Here is an 18,350-nt window from a genome sequence, read left to right as displayed (position 1 = left end):
TAACCTCATGGATGCAGAATTAAAGCAAGTGTTAAGTGAGTGGGTTGCAAAAGAAGCGAAAGTAAAAACAAATACTGTAAATAAAGTAATAGAGCTTTTACAAGGTGGAAATACTGTACCATTTATTGCTCGTTACCGTAAGGAAATGACTGGTGGACTTGATGAAGTTCAAATTAAGTCCATACAGGAATTATGGGATTATGCAGTTCAGTTAGCAGAAAGAAAACAAGAAGTAATACGTCTAATAGATGAACAAGGTAAATTAACCGATGAATTGGAAAAGCAAATTTTAGCTGCTACACAATTACAACGTGTTGAGGATTTATACCGTCCTTATCGTCAGAAGCGGCGGACAAAAGCAACGATTGCGAAGGAAAAAGGATTAGAGCCTCTCGCACTAAAAATCTGGAATGGTGAACAAATTGATTTACATACGGAAGCACAAAACTATATTTCAGAAGAACACGAACTATTACAAGTTGAAGATGTATTAGCTGGTGTGAATGATATTATTGCAGAGTTGATTTCGGATAACGCTGAATATCGCGAATATATCCGTAAGGAAACATTTACACGAGGAACGGTTTTATCAAACGTGAAAAATAAAGAGCTAGACGAAAAAAATGTGTATGAAATGTATTATGAGTACAGTGAACATGTTCGTTCTATCGTATCACATCGTATATTAGCGTTAAATCGAGGAGAAAAAGAAGATGTTCTACGTGTAATGATTGAGCCGCCTGTAGAACGAATTATCCAGTTTTTGCAAAAGAATATCGTGCAACTAGGAACTGGAAAGGAAATTACCGAATTATTACATAGCGCAATAGAGGATAGTTATAAACGACTTATTCAGCCATCAATTGAAAGAGAAATACGTAATCAATTAACTGAAAAAGCAGGAGAACAAGCAATTGATATATTCGCTAAAAACTTAAAGAGTCTTTTATTACAACCACCGTTAAAAGGAAAAACTGTATTAGGAGTTGATCCAGCATATCGAACTGGTTGTAAACTCGCCGTTGTGGACGAAACTGGAAAAGTCCACAAAGTCGGTGTCATGTACCCGACCGCACCTCGTCATGACATAGAAGGAGCGGAAAAAGTAGTGATGCAAATCATGAGTGATTTCAGCATCGAGTTGATTGCAATTGGAAATGGAACAGCCTCAAGGGAAACGGAACAATTTATATCAGATTTTATAACAAAGCATGGACTAGACATTCCATATATTATTGTAAATGAAGCTGGGGCAAGTGTTTATTCTGCTTCAGAGCTAGCACGTGAGGAATTTCCAGATTTACATGTTGAAGAAAGAAGTGCGGCATCTATCGCACGGCGAGTCCAAGATCCGCTAGCTGAACTTGTAAAGATTGATCCAAAATCAATTGGAGTTGGACAATATCAGCATGATGTGAGTCAAAAGGCATTAAACGAAGCACTATCATTCGTAGTTGAAACTGCTGTTAACCAAGTAGGTGTAAATGTCAATACAGCATCTTCTTCTTTATTACAATATGTTTCAGGATTAAATAAAACAGTTGCCAATAATATTGTTGCATTTCGTAATGAAAATGGAAAAATAAAAAACCGTAAGCAATTAAAGAAAATACCACGATTAGGTGCGAAAACTTACGAACAGGGGATTGGATTTTTACGAATAATCGATGGGGAAAATCCACTAGACCGGACACCAATACACCCGGAAAGCTATAAACATACAGAAGAAATATTGAAAATGATAGATTGTACTGTAAATGATATTGGAACAGAAAAGTTGAGAGATGCATTAAAAGCGATAGATAAGGCGGATATATCAGAACAACTTCAAATTGGTATCCCAACGTTGGAAGATATTTTAACGGCATTAAGTCGACCAGAGCGAGATCCGCGTGACGAATTTCCGATGCCGCTTTTAAAGAAAAACGTCATGACGTTAGAAGATTTAAAACCTGGTATGGAAATGCAAGGTACAGTACGAAATGTTGTGGACTTTGGTGTATTTGTTGACATTGGAGTAAAGCAGGATGGACTTGTTCACATATCAAAAATGTCGAATAGCTATGTGAAGCACCCAATGGATATCGCATCTGTAGGTGATGTTGTGACAGTATGGGTAGAACAAGTGGATGCAGAGAAAGGAAGAATTGCACTTTCAATGATTCAAAATACGAAATGAAATAAAAAAAGGAACGGTCCATTAAATTGGACAGTTCCTTTTTAGTTTCAAATTATTATTTTACTGCTTCTTCAATTTTTACTTCACTCATTGAAATACCGAGTGCTTTTGCTACACCTTCACCATATGCTGGATCAGCTTTGTAGCAGTTTGTAATATGTCTAATCTGAACTTCTTTCGTTGTCCCCTGCATTTCATTTGCAGTGTTTTCGAATAATCTTTGTTGTTCCTCAGCAGACATAAGACGGAAGAGTTTTCCAGGTTGCTCATAGTATACATCATCATCTTCACGGAAGTTCCAGTAATCAGCACCACCGCCAAGTTCTAATGCTGGCTCTTGATGTTCTTTGGAGTCTTCCCATTCACCGTAGCTGTTAGGGCTATAAGAAACTGTACCCTCAGCTGGATTATGAATACGCATAGCACCATCACGATGATATGGATGGAAGTTTTTAGCGTTTTTAGGATAGTTAACTGGAATTTGCCAGTGGTTTACTCCTAGGCGGTAACGTTGTGTATCACCGTATGAGAATAAACGTCCTTGTAACATTTTATCTGGTGAAAAACCAATACCAGGTACAATATTCGTTGGAGCAAAAGCAGCTTGTTCAACTTCTGCAAAATAGTTTTCAGGATTACGATTTAATTCAACTTCCCCAACTTCGATGAGAGGGAAATCACTCTTATACCAAACTTTAGTTAGGTCAAATGGATTGTAAGGCATATTCTTTGCTTCTTCTTCAGTCATAACTTGAATATACATTTTCCATTTAGGGAAATTGCCATTTTCAATTGCTTCGTAAAGGTCACGTTGATGACTTTCGCGATCTTTACCAATTATTGCGCCAGCTTCTTCAGATGTTAAGTTTTTAATTCCTTGTTGTGTTTTAAAATGGAACTTCACCCAAACACGTTCATTGTTTGCGTTAATCATGCTATATGCATGACTTCCAAACATGTGCATATTACGGTAACTTGCTGGAATTCCACGGTCACTCATAACGACCGTTACTTGGTGTAAGGCTTCAGGAAGTGAAGACCAGAAATCCCAGTTTGCTTGAGCGCTATGCATATTAGTTCTTGGATCACGTTTAACAACGTGGTTTAAATCTGGGAATCTCTTAGGATCTCTCATGAAAAATACAGGTGTGTTGTTACCTACAAGGTCCCAGTTTCCATCTTCTGTATAGAATTTCATCGCTGTTCCACGGATATCACGTTCAGCATCAGCAGCACCACGTTCACCCGCAACTGTAGAGAAACGGATAAACATATCAGTTTTCTTCCCAACTTCAGAGAATAAATCAGCTTTTGTATATTTTGTAATATCATGTGTTACTGTGAAAGTTCCATATGCACCAGATCCTTTTGCGTGCATGCGGCGTTCCGGAATAACCTCTCTATCAAAATGAGCCATCTTTTCAAGGAACCAAAAGTCTTCCATAAGTAAGGGGCCACGAGGACCAGCAGTTTTTGAATCATCATCATTTGGTACTGGAGCACCAAAAGCGGTAGTTAATTTCTTTTTGTTTTCGTTTGACACGATAAATCCCTCCTGCAATATTAATAACATTATATTATTATAGTAATTTGTTAGATTACTAATAAACAAGTATGATTGATTCAACGGTAAGTATTACATTACAGATTTAATACAGTGTTAGATTATTAGCTTCCGCATCAATCTTTCTCAATTGCAATTACTTAAGTGAGAATCTTTTCTAAAAAATCTCTCAATAGAAAAAATGGTTATAAAAATCTATTCATCTCTCCTTTTTAAGAGTAATGCCAATAGCTATTTATGCTACCAACACTTATTATATATGAAATCAAATAAAAATCAATCTTTACTTACAATAATTTTAATTAACAACATCTCAATAGTGCAAAGAAAACATGCTGGTGTTGCTTATATTGTGATAAAGTAATAGAAAAAGGTAGATATGGAAAGGGATATTATTCAAAATGAATCCAATAAATGAGAAAGAATTGTATGAACTAGTAAATAATATATCATTAAAATATTTTCACAAACCGTTCAATCACGATGTGAAGTTTAACCATCGTCTTCGAACTACTGGGGGACGATACATTTTATCGAATCATACAATCGAATTAAATCCTAAGTATATGATAGAAATGGATTTAGATGAATTTATAGGAATTATTAAACACGAACTGGTACAATCTATGATATGAATTTTTGTGGTTTTAATAATAAGTGCTGTAAAATCAAAGGGATTAGACATAATGTATTTTGGTTTTAACTTTACTTCTGGTTTTAACCATTTTATAATGTGTTTTTTGCTGAAGGTAATTGTGTTGTAACGAAGAGAGGAGGTTGTTCTTAATTGTCTTGCCATTTTACAGAAGAGGATTTAGTTAATTATGCCATGCGATTTGCAAAAGAGCATTGGGATCGAGAGTTTGATATACGAATTGAACTTGTTAATAGGGATTGGGGTAGAAAACTAGCGAGTTATCATTTTAATTCGAAAACAGGTGATCAGTTTATCAGAATGAGCAAGGTTGTTAATGAAAGATATTCTAATGAGGAGTTTTTAAATAGCCTTTTGCATGAAATGGTACATTGGGTATTACATACAACAGGAAAGCCTTTTAGAGACGACACGAAAGAGTTTGTTGAAGAATGTATTAGAGTTGGTGCTTCTTTCAGTAAAACCAAAACTGCTCAAAGGGCATTTAAGAATTATTCTAAGAGTTTAAATAAGTAATAATATCGTGTTAATATTCCTATTAAAGAAAGGGTTGAAACATAGAGCTATAGGTTTAAATTAGAGTTCGATTAAAGGTACATCGCAACCCTGTGTAATACTGTAACTAGACGAATCCATTTTGATCATTCTTTTTTCAAAATGGATTCGTCTCTTTTAAATATAGCAAGAGTTTTTATAATAAAGAATGAATATTTTAAGGATTTCTTATTCAACTAACGCACCCGTTACTTTAAGTACACTAATTCACAATCCAAATTATAATTTTAACATAAGTTGCCAATTCCTTAGTTATTTATCAGAGGAATTAGCTTAGTTATTAGGGGGTGTTTTGCTAATGAATTATGCAGTTGACACAAATTTATGTCATCTTGGTAAAATAAGTGCCAAATAAGTAGCCATTTCTCTTTCTTTTTGTAGATAAACATTGTTAAACCAACAAAAATTAGCAATCCATTTTATATGCTAATTGGATTGCTAAAAGGTTTGTTATTTTATGTTTTGTACTATTAAACCGAACCCGGTTAGTATGATGGCACGCTGCTCTGCTTATATTTATTCAGTATGAAGTAACAATTGATCTAAATCCATTATTTTAATTTTCTTTTTCGGTAACTGTTTAATCAATCCAAGTTCTTCTAGAGTAGTAAATTTACGGCTGATTGTTTCTGGTGTGGTACCAAGATACGAGGCTAAATCCTTTTTGGACATTGGTAAGGCAACCGTTGGACTATTGCCACTTCCCTTTTCAACATTTTCAGCTAAAAAGGATATAATGCGGGATTCTACATTTTCAATCGCTACTTGTGTGGTTTGTTTTTCAGAATCCTTCAAACGTATCGTTACTTCTGAGAGTATTTTTAATGAGATCTGCGGATATTCCACCAAATACTTCTGTAAATCCTCTCGTTTAATTAAACAAATGGATGTATTTTGTAGTGCTTCCGCATAATTTTCATGAACACTTCCAGGTTGGAAAATGGCCACTTCACCTGTAAAATCACCAGGATTTAAAATGCGAACAAGTTGTTCTTTTCCGGAATCCGATAAGCGGTAAATCCGAGCCTTACCTGAATTGATAATATATAAGGTGTCATCTTCCTCACCTGCACGGAATAACATTTCCCCTTTTTGTAGATGAAGTGTCTTGGCAGATTCCGCAATCAAATCCATTTGTGAGTCTTCCAGATGGTTGAAAATGGGAACGATACGAATACATTCTGTATGTCCATGTTGGTGATGACAACATTGGTTTTGTTCCAAAATAACCTCTCCTTTTTATAAAAAGCCTAAGAGGGCATCTTAGGCTTCCATTCTATTTACTCGATTAAGCAGGTTTTACCTTTGATTTGACAACAGGATATCCTAAGTCTTCAATTGCCTTTTCGATATCGTTAATAGCGACTGCTTCTGAATCAAAGTCTACTTTTACTTTACTTGCATTGAATAATACTTTCAAGCTACCTTGATAAACACCGTTTATTCCTTTCACCGCATTTTCAATCTTTTGCATACAAGATGGGCAAGATAAGGTTTCTAATTGAATGGTTGCTTTTTGCATAAATCATTTCCCCTTTCTTATTTTAACGACCGTAAACCAAGTTCATTCTTTTGGTTTTGAGTTATTTTAAGCCTGATATGCATTATCTACTTCTGATAACATTTCGAAGGTGCCTGCATATGTTTCACAAACATCTCCAGGAATGGTGTAGTTGTCTGTGATTTTTCGTAATTGAGCAAATTCAGCATCTAAGTCAGGTTTGTTCGTACCTGCGTCTTTTACCTTTTTACTGATTTTTTCGAATAGTTCACGTACTTCAAAGGCTTCTGGATGGTTCTTACCATGGGCCCGTGTAATCGCAGTAGTGTATAAATCCAGTTTTTCAAAATGGTTTGTTATTACTTCGTTAAATGTTTGTTCAGACATTATTATTTCCCTCTTTCTATAAATAATTTTTGTTATGTGTGTTTGTCTTAGGCAGATTTTACTTTTGATTTAACGACGGGATATCCTAAGTCTTCAATTGCCTTTTTGATATCATTAATGGTGATCGTTTCTGAATCAAAATCTACTTTTACTTTACTGGCATTGAATAATACTTTTAAGCTATCTTGATTAACCCCGTTTAATCCTTTCACCGCATTTTCAATCTTTTGCATACAAGATGGACAAGATAATGTTTCTAATTGAATAACTGCTTTTTGCATGAATTATTTCTCCTTTCGTCTTATCTTTGATTTTTTTGTTTTCCCTCTTCTTCTTTACAATTTAAGTATAGCTCAGGTTCAACGAAATGAAATTGACGCAAATCAAGTTTTAAGAAAAAAGTAGGGGAGTATTTTGTTCTTCCTACCTGAATACTTCCCCTTTATCATTCATCAAGACCGCTTTCTATTAAAATTATCCTCTCAACCGGTATCGAAGCAATCTCATACCATTCAAGATGACTACTAAGATACTTGCTTCGTGAACCAACATCCCGATTGACATATTCATCCATTCACTAAATAGTAGGCTGGCAAGTAAGACTAATACCACACCAACTGCTATGGTAATGTTCTGTTTCATGTTTCTTGAAGTTGATTTTGTTAAGCCTAATGCGTGTGGTAAACGACTAAAGTCAGAATTCATTAAAACGACATCCGATGTTTCAATTGCAACATCTGTTCCACTTCCCATGGCGATTCCGATATCCGCTAAGGCTAATGAAGGACTATCATTCACTCCGTCACCGACAAAGGCAATGATTTGGCCTTTTGCTTGCATTTTTTCAATATATGTGGATTTTCCTTCTGGAAGCATATGACCGTGTGCTTCTGTTAATCCAAGTTCTCGAGCAACTAAATCTACGGTTCCCTGATTATCACCGGAAAGGACGACAAGATTTTTCACACCAAGTTTTTTCAAGTTTTGTAAGTCTTGTTTCACACCTGGGCGAATTTGATCTCGAATGCCCATCAGAACGTGTAATACCCCGTCAACTGCTGTAAGGACAAGGGAGTTCCCATTTTGTTCAAAGCGTTCCACATCTTTTTTGACCTTTTCATTTAATACGACATTTTCTTTTTCCATTAAAGCTACATTACCAACTGCGATACGGTGACCATCTACTGTTGCGACAATCCCGCCACCTTTCACCACTTCCGTTTCTTCTACAGTGGAAAAGTTCGTCTCACCAATATCTTGTAGGACTGCTTTTGCTAATGGGTGATCTGATTCACGTTCAACACTTGCCAAAAACCTTAGAACTTCTTTTGTATTCTCTCCATAAAATTCCTTTTCTGCTACTTCTGGGTTTCCTATTGTCAATGTTCCTGTTTTATCAAAAACAATCGTGTCTACTTTACTGAAATCATTGATGACTTCACTTCCCTTTAAAAGGACGCCATTTCGTGCACCATTTCCAATTCCGGAAACGTTGGATACAGGGACACCGATGACTAATGCTCCTGGACATCCTAAAACAAGAACAGTGATAGCGAGTTCCACATTTTGCGAAAACAGCCAAACAATAATACCAAGGACTAAAACGGCTGGTGTATAGTATTTGGAAAATCGATCAATGAAACGTTCTGCTTCTGATTTCGAATCCTGCGCCTCTTCTACCAATTCGATAATGCGACCAAATGTCGTATCTTCCCCAACACGGTCAGCTTGGATTTGAATCGTTCCATTTTCCAAAATGGTTCCAGCGAAAACTTCCGAACCCTTTAATTTACTTACTGGTAGAGCCTCACCTGTTATACTTGCTTCATTAATATGACCAACACCCTCCAGTACCGTTCCATCTACAGGCACTTTTGCACCAGTTTTCACTAATAATATGTCGCCTTCATCTACATCATCCACTTCAACTTCTTCAAATTCCCCATTGTCCATTTGTTTCAAAGCACTTTCTGGTGCCAATTCTATTAATTCTTTAATGGCAGATCGTGTTTTGTTTAAGGTACGTTGTTCTAAATAAGAACCAAATAAGAACAAGAAAGTAACGATGGCTGATTCTTCATAGTTTTGAATTAACACAGCACTAATTACAGCAATAGTGACTAAAACATCAATACTGACGACCTTCACTTTTAATGCTTGATACGCTTGTATTGCAATCGGTGCGATTCCAAGAATGGACGCAATAATGAGCGACCAGTTGAAAATGAACATACTTTCTAAACCAAAATGACCAAAGAATCCAAGAACAATTAAAATGGCACTGATTAATGTAATCTGATTTTTTTTGCCTAATATAAATCTCTGCATGTTGTTTCCCTCCACATTTCACCTTTTCTTTTGTTGTTGACTCTAGTATAGGATAATTATTGATAATGGTAATTGACTGTGGTCAAGTTTTAAAAATCATTTTTTAAAAGAGTGGATCATAACAAAACTAGTGGGGCAGAATTAACCGAAGAGTGACCAGGCACCAAGAAACTAAATAAATATAGACTTTGTGAACGATTATACTTAAACTAACTGGCAGGATTATTGAATTAGATTATTGAATATATTGTAAAAGAGGAGATATTGTAAAAATACTCAGAACAAGCTGTAGTTGAATGTGCGGAAATCATAGCTGAATTAATATTTTATTTTTTTGGAGGATAAAAATGAAATTAGAGAAGTATCAAAAAGCAGCCCCTCTCATCATGAGAGGGGCTGCAAAAAATTATTGTTGATGTCTAACACAATGACTGGTACCCCCGGCTACGAAAGGAAGATTTACTCTTCGTCGTCATCCTCGTCAAAATCATCGTCGTCTTCTAATGCTTCTTTGCCAAGATAGGCCTGCAGCATCCAGATATTTTCATCCAAATAACTTTTGAAAACAATCAGTGTATCTTCAAATGCATCATCGCCTTCTTCTTGTGCCAAATGGATCGCGCGAACGGTTAAGCCGCGGGTGCTTCTGAAATCTTCAATTACATTTTCAACCATTTCTTCCGCTTTCAAATACTTGTCAGCAGGGTCTTCCGAAAGCATAGAATACTTTTCAAATTCAGTAGTTGTAGAAGCTGGCTTATGACCGGAAGCAATTAGGCGTTCTGCAATTTTATCGAACCACTCTTCATTTGTGTTGTACAGTTCATTCAATTTGTCATGGATACTGAAGAAATGCGGTCCTTTCACATACCAATGATACTGATGTAACTTTACATGCATTGTATGGATATTGCCTAAAATATGATCTGCGATGGCTGCTGCATTAATTTTTGTATGGTGCACGTGTTCTTTGTGTTTTTGCTCTTCTTGCAGTCTTTCTTGTGGTGTTTTGTCTTGTACCATGTTTCTTTTCCTCCCTATTATTTTAACTATTTGTTGCCATTATTACTAAACATACATTGGATCAACTTCAATATTAATTGTACCTTAGGCTACTTTTACCTTTGATTTGATGACTGGGTAGCCTAGGTCTTTAATTGCCTTTTCAATCTTTTCGATGTCTATCGTTTCGGAATCAAAATCTACTTTCACTTTACTTGCATTGAATAATACTTTTAAGCTATCTTGATTAACCCCGTTTAATCCTTTCACCGCATTTTCAATCTTTTGCATACAAGATGGACAAGATAATGTTTCTAATTGAATAACTGCTTTTTGCATGAATTATTTCTCCTTTCATCTTATCTTTGATTTTTTTGTTTTCCCTCTTCTTCTTTACAATTTAAGTATAGCTCAGGTTCAACGAAATGAAATTGACGGAAATCAAGTTTCGGAAAAAATAAGGGAAGTATTTTGTTTTTCAGAAAGAATACTTCCCGTTTATCGTTCGTAGAGACCACTTTCTAATAAAATTATCCTCTCAAACGATATCTTAACAATCTCATACCATTTAAAATAACTACTAAGATACTTAATTCGTGAACCAACATCCCAATGGACATGTTCATCCACTCACTAAAGAGTAAGCTAGCAAGTAAGATCAATACCACACCCACTGCAATGATGATGTTTTGTTTCATGTTGCTTGATGTTGATTTTGTCAGGCCTAGTGCGTGTGGCAAACGGCTAAAGTCAGAGTTCATTAAAACAACATCTGATGTTTCAATTGCAACATCTGTTCCACTTCCCATGGCGATTCCGATATCTGCTAAGGCTAGTGAAGGACTATCATTCACTCCGTCACCGACAAAGGCAATGATTTGACCTTCTGCTTGCATTTTTTCGATATAAGCAGATTTTCCTTCCGGTAGCATATGACCATGTGCTTCTGTTAACCCAAGTTCTCGAGCAACTAAATCTACGGTTCCTTGGTTGTCCCCAGAAAGAACGACAAGGTTTTTGACCCCTAGTTTTTTCAGTTTTTGAAGATCTTGTTTCACACCCGGGCGGATTTGATCTCGAATACCCATTAGAACGTTTAATTCTCCGTCGACCGCAGTTAACACAAGAGAATTCCCATTTTTCTCAAAGCGTTCGACATCTTTTTTAGCTTTTTCACTTAATTTCACATTTTCTTTTTCCATTAAAGCTACGTTACCAACGGCTATACGATGAACACCTATTTTTGCTACAATTCCGCCACCTTTAACGACTTCGGTTTCTTCAACAGTAGATAAAGTTGTCTCGCCAATATCCTGTAGGACTGCTTTTGCTAATGGGTGTTCCGATTCACGTTCCACACTAGCTAAGTATCCTAGAACTTCCTCGGTATTATTTCCGTAAAATTCTTTTTCGGCAACTTCAGGGTTTCCTACTGTCAATGTTCCTGTTTTATCAAATACGATGGTATCCACTCTGCTAAAGTCATTGATAACTTCACTACCTTTTAGAAGTACACCATTACGTGCGCCGTTTCCGATACCAGCGACGTTAGATACAGGTACACCGATCACTAATGCTCCAGGACATCCTAATACAAGGATGGTGATTGCCAATTCAATATCTTTTGAGAACAACCAAACAATAAAACCAAGGACTAAAACAGCTGGTGTATAGTATTTTGAGAATCGGTCAATGAAACGTTCTGCTTCTGATTTGGAATCCTGTGCCTCTTCAACTAATTCGATAATTCTACCAAATGTTGTATCTTCCCCTACACGATCAGTTTGAATTTGAATCGTTCCATTTTCTAAGATAGATCCAGCAAATACTTCAGAATCAACCTTTTTACTTACAGGTAGAGATTCTCCAGTAATACTTGCTTCATTAATGTGACCTTCACCAGTTAACACTGTTCCATCTACCGGAACTTTTGCACCCGTTTTAACTAATAAAATGTCACCTTCGTCTACATCATCGACATCTACTTCTTCAAATTCGCCATTTTCCATTTGCTTTAAAGCACTTTCTGGTGCGAGCTCTGTTAATTCTTTAATGGCAGAACGTGTTTTGTTCAAGGTACGCTGTTCTAAATAAGAACCAAATAAGAATAGGAAAGTCACAATAGCAGACTCTTCATAGTTTTTAATTAATACTGCTCCAACAACAGCAATCGTAACTAATACATCAATACTAACAACTTTTACTTTTAATGCTTGATAGGCTTGGATTGCAATCGGCGCCACACCAAGAATGGATGCAATGATGAGCGACCAATTGAATAACACCATGTTGTCTAAGGAAAATCGTCCGAAGAATGCAAGTGCAATCAAAATTGCACTGATCAGTGTAATGGAATTCTTTTTACTTAATATATATCTTTGCATGTTGATTCCCTCCAATTTCATTTTCATTTGTATTCCTTGTCGATGACTCTAGTATAGGATGTTTCTATGAAATAAAAATTGATTCGGATCAAGTTCTATTGTAAAAGTGAAAAATTACAAAAGAACAGCAAAACAAAACCAACTGTGTTACGGAATAACTCTTATATATTATCGAACATACAATCAAAAAAATTCATTATATTGTACATTCTTTATTCAGCAGGCTTTAGAAAAGCATTTAAAACAGCAAACTAAAACGCTCATAAATTTATTCTGAGCGTTTTTATCTTAATATTTAATTTTTCTTCTTCAACTAAACTGCCCCATTAGTTTAAGTGCATATTTTCACAAAATCCACCATCATTTCAATTATTTCTATAAATTCAGTTTACACCGAATTACTTCGTTTTGTAAGTTCTTTTAAGACGAAAAACTTCATAAATTTAAATGGATTTCTTCACAAACCATAAGAAAGGGAGCGAAGGGATACATGTTATTAAGTTTTTACTTTGAATTAGTCAAATAAATCTCTGTTCCTGCCGATAAAGTCAACTATTTCTACATTTTCTTTCCTATCCAGAGAGAGTGGCTCTTTGGTTTCTCTTGTTCTGTACTGCTCTCTATATGTGCTTTGTCCAATTGTTTCTAGATATTCCTTTTCGAAATGGTCACGTTCTTCTTTTAGAAGAGACACTTTTTCTTCTAATATTTGAATTTTTTCTTTCGAAGCACTTTCTTTTTTTCGAAGTGTTACTTCAAGTCCACTCACTTTAGAAGCCATTTTTAAAATATTATTTACAAATATGTCATATGACTTCAATTTTGTTAGAAGTACTTTTTCATTATATTTGTATTTCTCATAAATAGTTAATACATTATCTAAGGGAAGGGGATTAATGTCCCTAGAATCGTTGTAGGGGTTATTGAAAGCCTGATTTAACTGTTCGATCTTCTTTGCCATACGTGTTCGCCATACTGTCTTAGATACCCCTGTATGCTTCTCTAATAGGTATGGCGTTAAATCTTCAGTTATCTCACTACGAGTTTGTCTTAAAAGTTCTAGCAAGTCTTCGTTAGTGTATTTTTTAGGTCTTGCCACTTCAATTCTCCTCATTTCCCTGATTTTTTTCTGATACTTGCATAATTAATGCTTCAGTTCTCGCTATGTCTTCAATTGTCTTATTAATGGATTTTGTTACGCTGTTTACTTGTTCGTTTAAATCAATAGGTGTGTTCAGGTGTTCCTTGTTTTGATTCATGTTGTTCATTAATTTTTGGAAAACAATATAGTATGTGTCCAGTTGATCTTTATATTGCTTATTAAGCCGTACTGAAGTCTCATCAAGTAGTCTTAATGTGTTTTCCCTGTTCTCCACATCTAATAGGAAAAACGGGCATAATAAGCAATTTGGAACACAGTTACTAGGAAATTCTTTATCTGTACAATATCCACCCTCAATTTGTCGGAAATAACTTCTATTCGTCCTATTTAAAACACTTTCAGTTTTAAGGTTTTGAACAACAGGAAGGTTCTCAACTTCTTCCTTTGTATAGAAATCAGTAATTTTCATTTGCTTATTTTTTATCTGTTCACTTAATAATCTTACTTTACTTTCTAGAAAAGTTTCTAAATGATTTGCATAGTGGTTTTGTGTGTATAAACTAGCATGCCCTGCCATTTGGCTAATAGTTAGAGGGTCAATGCCCTGCATTCTCATGTTGCATATTGCTAAGTGCCGTGTTGAATTCGCACTTAATTGTTCAATATCACTGGATTGAATTACTTCTTTGTAAAAGAATTTCAGCAATGAATTGAACATGTCAGTTGTAGTATGAATATTTTTTCCATGTGAAATAATTTTAGAAACTTTCTTGTTATGTTTGGTGTAGTATCTCGCTCGCATGTATATAGGGAATAAATAGGAACGTTCCTCTGCTGATATATCAACAGTGCAATAATGTTCACTTAAGTTAATATATGACTCTATTAATTCACCTATATCTTGTGTAATGTGAAATTCCGTTTGGGGTGGGATGTGGTTTGGATACTTTGGTTTGCTTCTCTTAACTGTTAATTGATATTGACCATTTACTTTTTTTAAATTGCTTTTCTGTAACCGCACAAACTCATGTGGTCGCATTGGAATGAACATAGTTAGTTGCCACCAAATAAATATAGGAAGATATTTCTCTTTCAGTACAGAGGAGGTTTCTTCGTTTAAGAAAAAATTATATAGTTCATTACTAAATGTTAAAATATCTTCAAATGGAGGTAGTGTTTTAGTTTTTGATTGATAGGGTTTAATATCGCTCTCCATTAAACGAGAAATAAATTTTTCACCATGTTCAGGCATGAAGAAATTAAAAAACTCTAGATTATAGGTAATATGGCTATACTTAAAGGACTCAGGTACTTCCAATAAAACATACTCATAGAAGTCCTCCACTTTTTCTTCGCTATACAAGTTTGTCTTAAAAATAGAATCTTTAATAATTTTCAATTTGCGAATAATGGTTCTTACTGTAAGCCCATTATCCATTAAGAGTAGAGTGTAGCATTTAAGGGCGACATTAACATTGGAAAACATATCTAGATCAAATGATAGTCTTAACCTAGTGCCTCTTGTTCCCAATGTCCATAAGAACCAACTTTTATCATTATACTGACATCCTTCAATAATTCCATTTCTTTTGTAGAATTTAAAACGTTCTTTATAATGGTCAGCCATTTTTATCGAAAATTTCTCGTCATTTTCAATATGAAGGGTGTGGTTGTCAAATATATGAACTTCATCCGCCATTATTATCACTCCAACATTTTAGTTTGAACAGAAGACAATTTCATTTTCAAGTCATCGAAGTCAAAATATTCATTAGCATATTCCTTGCTAAATGTTTTAACTGATTGATTTACAACAGCTAACAAATTTAAAATAAGATAAGTCAATTTCATTCGTCTATTGTAATTTTGGTTCTCAGTAATCCTTAAATCCTCAATTAAGTCGTCAATTTCTTTCTTTGCACTTAACAAAAATGACACTTTAGGAATTAAGTACTTACAAGAACTACAGTTGCGTCCGGGTTGATTACATTCCCCACTAACGAAGCATTGACCTTCTAATCGGTAGGAGGGCATATTCCCATTATGAATACCTATTAATTTTTGATCCAGTTTCTCTTTTGAGAGTTGAATGACTTGTTGTGAAACACTTAGTAGTTTTTTTCTTTGGTCAAAGTAAAAAGCACTAGAATTCTCTAAGTCTTCTGGTGAAAATACTTTGATAAGTGCTTCAATTGATTCCGTTTTTTCTTCCTTACTCAATTCCTTTTCACTTTGTTTTATGGATAAATCCACCATTAAAGAATACAGAAAGCCAAAATGTCCTCTTCGGTACAAATGTCTGAAAATATCATCGAAATCGTCACCTGTAGGTAGCACATAGTGCTGTATAGTGTCAACATTTTTGTGACCACGTAATCTAGTGGAAATTGCATTGGCAGCACCTGCGTGTTTGTCCATATTTCTTGCTGTGACATAACTATATGTCAATAAAGATTTAGTTGTCTTTTTAAAAGAAAATGAAGGCACATCTCCTTCAAACATGTAATTAAAATAATTCACGTCTTTTGAAGGTTTTATATAGTTAGGGAATAGTGTGTCTGTATCATAATCCCTTTCTCTTCTAAACAACTCTAACAACGATATTGCTGTTGCAAATGTTATAGTCATGTCAGTAGGAACAAATAACTCGTTTAATGCATTGGTTTTATTTATGATGAAACGGTTATTTTTCTGTAAGTCGTTAATCAACTTTATGCTTTTCTCGGGTGGCAATATATTTTTCTTAAACCAGTTGAAACTTAAATGTTGAGTATTAAGTATGTTTAGGTTTGGGCTTGGCATTTTAATAATGTCTGGAAATCTCCATGCATTACTAAATGTCATTATTAGTAAAAACCAATCTTGACAATAGGTTTGACTGTTAATGGCTTTTTCAAGATGTCTATTTATATCATTCACTTGTCGATACATATTGTAAAATTCTTCTCTAGAATATGTTTCAATTTTGTTTTTTTGGTATACTCTAGTCCTAACTACTGGGACAGTGGAGTAATTGGTTTCCGTTTTTGTCATAATGAATTTCAAAAACTTTCCCAACACTTCCTTGTACTTTTTCAGTAACGATTCATTTAAAAATAGCATTTCAAGTTCCTTATTGCTGTACAGATATATCTCTTTTGTTAGTAAGGGTTTAATGTTCATATACGTCTTAGACAAACTTGTAACATAATTGTACACATATAGAGTTCTTGTATTGGCAATGTAGTCACTAACAAAGTCGTAATACAGATTGTGAGTAGCTGGAAAGCCATCTTTAAAACTGTAATTCCTTAGCATATTGTTAAAACGATCAATTGGCTCTTTTTCCTCACTGAAATCAGAAAGAGAGTTTCTATCGCCAAATACTACCTTTTTGGAGTATAAATCTAGTAAAATAGGATAGTCGTTAATATGGACATAAGTATGGGAGTTAGAACTATCTGTAGTTGAGAAGTCTGCTGAATTAGGTAATTGTTTATATTTAATAAGATGCTTAACGTACCACTTAGGACAACCTAATTTTTTAACTACTTTCATATACAGGATGTAGTCTTTGTTATGCATTACATTATTCAAGGTTAACGCTGTTCCGTTTAATGTTGTAAAAGTTCTTTCATTATTTATAGGTTTAACGGAGGCAATTTCCTCCTCAATTTTATCTCTACGATATTTTATTTTATTAACCAAACCTGACATAGAGATTCTAGTATCTTTGTTTTTCTTCAGGATATGTTGAATTTGGCTAATAGTTAATATGGACCCAAACTGCTCTTCTAATTCTTTAGAACTTACATATTCAGGTGAGTCTTTCAACAGGTAATGGTAGTTTTCATGTTTTGTAATATAATTCAGGACACTCTCTCTATCCCAGTAATAGTTATTTTTTTCTTTAGTGACCCTAATTAAATTTACAGGTTTTAAATAATCAATTACCGTTTTAGTTGATATGCCTAATAAATTACTAACTTCCATAGTACCTAAAGGTCTATTTCCGTTTTCTAATTCTTTTATTTTCAAATAAAGTTGTTCCTGTGTCCAAATCATGTATAACGCCCCTTATTCATATTCCCAAGCATTTTCATACATTTTATTTAACACTTCATTAACTCCATTCAAGAAGGTTTCACTTTGCTCCATATAAGATAAAGAAGACTCAATATTGCTATCTCCCCGTGCAATTGCCACATCTAGTGGATTACCAGTACTTTCTGCGATCCAATTGGAAAAAGTGCCACGTCCAATATGAGTACTCCACCTTCTATTGCTTAAATAAAGCCCGTAACTACTTGCCTCTAGATTATCGCTTTGCAATAACTTTTCTATGAATATCTTTTTCAATCTATTAAATTGTTGTTGATATGTGCGTCCACTCATAGGAAAACCATTTTTATCCACAAATAAAGCATCCTGACCAGTTATATCGTCATATGTCTTTGAGTGCTGTTCATATATTAAAGGTAGTAATCTATTAGCAAACACCACCTGTATTCTTGGTTTTTTAACCCCATCTGTTCCGTCGAAATCCTTCAAGTCAGTTCTCAAAGTCCTCTCTCGGATATCAAGTTCTAATCCAAATTCACCATATGAACCTTTTGTATATGGTACTCTAAAATTGAACCACCATCGCACTTGAAAACTGAACCACTTCAGTAGAAAATATCCTTAGCAACTGTCGCTAAGGGGGAAGCTGGAG

The 18,350-nt window shown here is 34.8% G+C and carries 15 protein-coding genes and 1 pseudogene; 3 read left to right on the top strand and 13 right to left on the bottom strand.

Features of this window, described 5'->3' with window-relative positions; translation table 11 throughout:
* Positions 1-7: 7 nt before the first annotated feature.
* Complete coding sequence (locus ACFFIS_RS16240; RefSeq protein WP_390188385.1) at positions 8-2,179, top strand: Tex family protein; 2,172 nt, start codon at positions 8-10, stop codon at positions 2,177-2,179.
* 55 nt (positions 2,180-2,234) lie between these two features.
* Here the strand turns inward: ACFFIS_RS16240 and ACFFIS_RS16235 are convergent, their stop codons facing one another.
* Entirely contained in the window at positions 2,235-3,752 is a 1,518-nt protein-coding gene (locus ACFFIS_RS16235; protein ID WP_390188384.1) for a catalase, read from the bottom strand.
* A 392-nt stretch (positions 3,753-4,144) separates the two neighbouring features.
* On the opposite strand from ACFFIS_RS16235, the pseudogene ACFFIS_RS16230 reads away from it, so the two are divergent.
* A pseudogene (locus ACFFIS_RS16230) lies at positions 4,145-4,360 on the top strand (SprT-like domain-containing protein); the annotation flags it as partial.
* A gap of 170 nt (positions 4,361-4,530) precedes the next feature.
* Positions 4,531-4,914 carry a SprT-like domain-containing protein gene (locus tag ACFFIS_RS16225; RefSeq protein WP_390188383.1) on the top strand — a complete coding sequence of 128 codons (384 nt, stop codon included), beginning with the start codon at positions 4,531-4,533 and terminating at the stop codon, positions 4,912-4,914.
* 555 nt (positions 4,915-5,469) lie between these two features.
* Here ACFFIS_RS16225 and ACFFIS_RS16220 read toward each other — a convergent pair.
* From ACFFIS_RS16220 to ACFFIS_RS16165, 12 genes are all read right to left on the bottom strand, one after another.
* On the bottom strand, positions 5,470-6,177 hold the full coding sequence (locus ACFFIS_RS16220) for a Crp/Fnr family transcriptional regulator (protein WP_033827380.1): 708 nt from the start codon (positions 6,175-6,177) through the stop codon (positions 5,470-5,472).
* 64 nt (positions 6,178-6,241) lie between these two features.
* Positions 6,242-6,475 carry a heavy-metal-associated domain-containing protein gene (locus ACFFIS_RS16215; RefSeq protein ID WP_320381355.1) on the bottom strand — a complete coding sequence of 78 codons (234 nt, stop codon included), beginning with the start codon at positions 6,473-6,475 and terminating at the stop codon, positions 6,242-6,244.
* A gap of 66 nt (positions 6,476-6,541) precedes the next feature.
* Complete coding sequence (locus ACFFIS_RS16210) at positions 6,542-6,841, bottom strand: iron-sulfur cluster repair di-iron protein, ric (RefSeq protein WP_320381356.1); 300 nt, start codon at positions 6,839-6,841, stop codon at positions 6,542-6,544.
* A gap of 47 nt (positions 6,842-6,888) precedes the next feature.
* Positions 6,889-7,122, bottom strand: coding sequence for a heavy-metal-associated domain-containing protein (locus ACFFIS_RS16205; RefSeq protein WP_033827363.1), 234 nt, complete (start codon positions 7,120-7,122; stop codon positions 6,889-6,891).
* 193 nt (positions 7,123-7,315) lie between these two features.
* Entirely contained in the window at positions 7,316-9,169 is a 1,854-nt protein-coding gene (locus ACFFIS_RS16200) for a heavy metal translocating P-type ATPase (protein WP_390188382.1), read from the bottom strand.
* Positions 9,170-9,628: 459 nt separating this feature from the next.
* On the bottom strand, positions 9,629-10,192 hold the full coding sequence (locus ACFFIS_RS16195; RefSeq protein ID WP_033827366.1) for a Dps family protein: 564 nt from the start codon (positions 10,190-10,192) through the stop codon (positions 9,629-9,631).
* 84 nt (positions 10,193-10,276) lie between these two features.
* Positions 10,277-10,510 (bottom strand): heavy-metal-associated domain-containing protein, encoded by a 234-nt coding sequence (locus ACFFIS_RS16190; protein WP_033827365.1) that lies wholly within the window; start codon positions 10,508-10,510, stop codon positions 10,277-10,279.
* Between the two features lie 191 nt (positions 10,511-10,701).
* Entirely contained in the window at positions 10,702-12,555 is a 1,854-nt protein-coding gene (locus ACFFIS_RS16185) for a heavy metal translocating P-type ATPase (RefSeq protein WP_390188380.1), read from the bottom strand.
* A 514-nt stretch (positions 12,556-13,069) separates the two neighbouring features.
* The gene (locus tag ACFFIS_RS16180; protein ID WP_320381359.1) at positions 13,070-13,654 is read right to left on the bottom strand and encodes a hypothetical protein; all 585 of its coding nucleotides are present in this window, start codon (positions 13,652-13,654) and stop codon (positions 13,070-13,072) included.
* Between the two features lies 1 nt (position 13,655).
* Positions 13,656-15,356 (bottom strand): site-specific integrase, encoded by a 1,701-nt coding sequence (locus tag ACFFIS_RS16175; protein ID WP_320381360.1) that lies wholly within the window; start codon positions 15,354-15,356, stop codon positions 13,656-13,658.
* 5 nt (positions 15,357-15,361) lie between these two features.
* A complete protein-coding gene (locus ACFFIS_RS16170) occupies positions 15,362-17,701 on the bottom strand; it encodes a hypothetical protein (RefSeq protein ID WP_390188379.1) in 2,340 nt (779 codons plus the stop codon).
* Between the two features lie 12 nt (positions 17,702-17,713).
* A complete protein-coding gene (locus ACFFIS_RS16165) occupies positions 17,714-18,286 on the bottom strand; it encodes a site-specific integrase (RefSeq protein WP_390188378.1) in 573 nt (190 codons plus the stop codon).
* Positions 18,287-18,350 lie beyond the last annotated feature (64 nt).

It is taken from the genome of Paracerasibacillus soli, assembly GCF_042432965.1.
Lineage (GTDB): Bacteria > Bacillota > Bacilli > Bacillales > Amphibacillaceae > Paracerasibacillus > Paracerasibacillus soli.
This window is presented reverse-complemented; position numbering and strand designations above follow the sequence as displayed.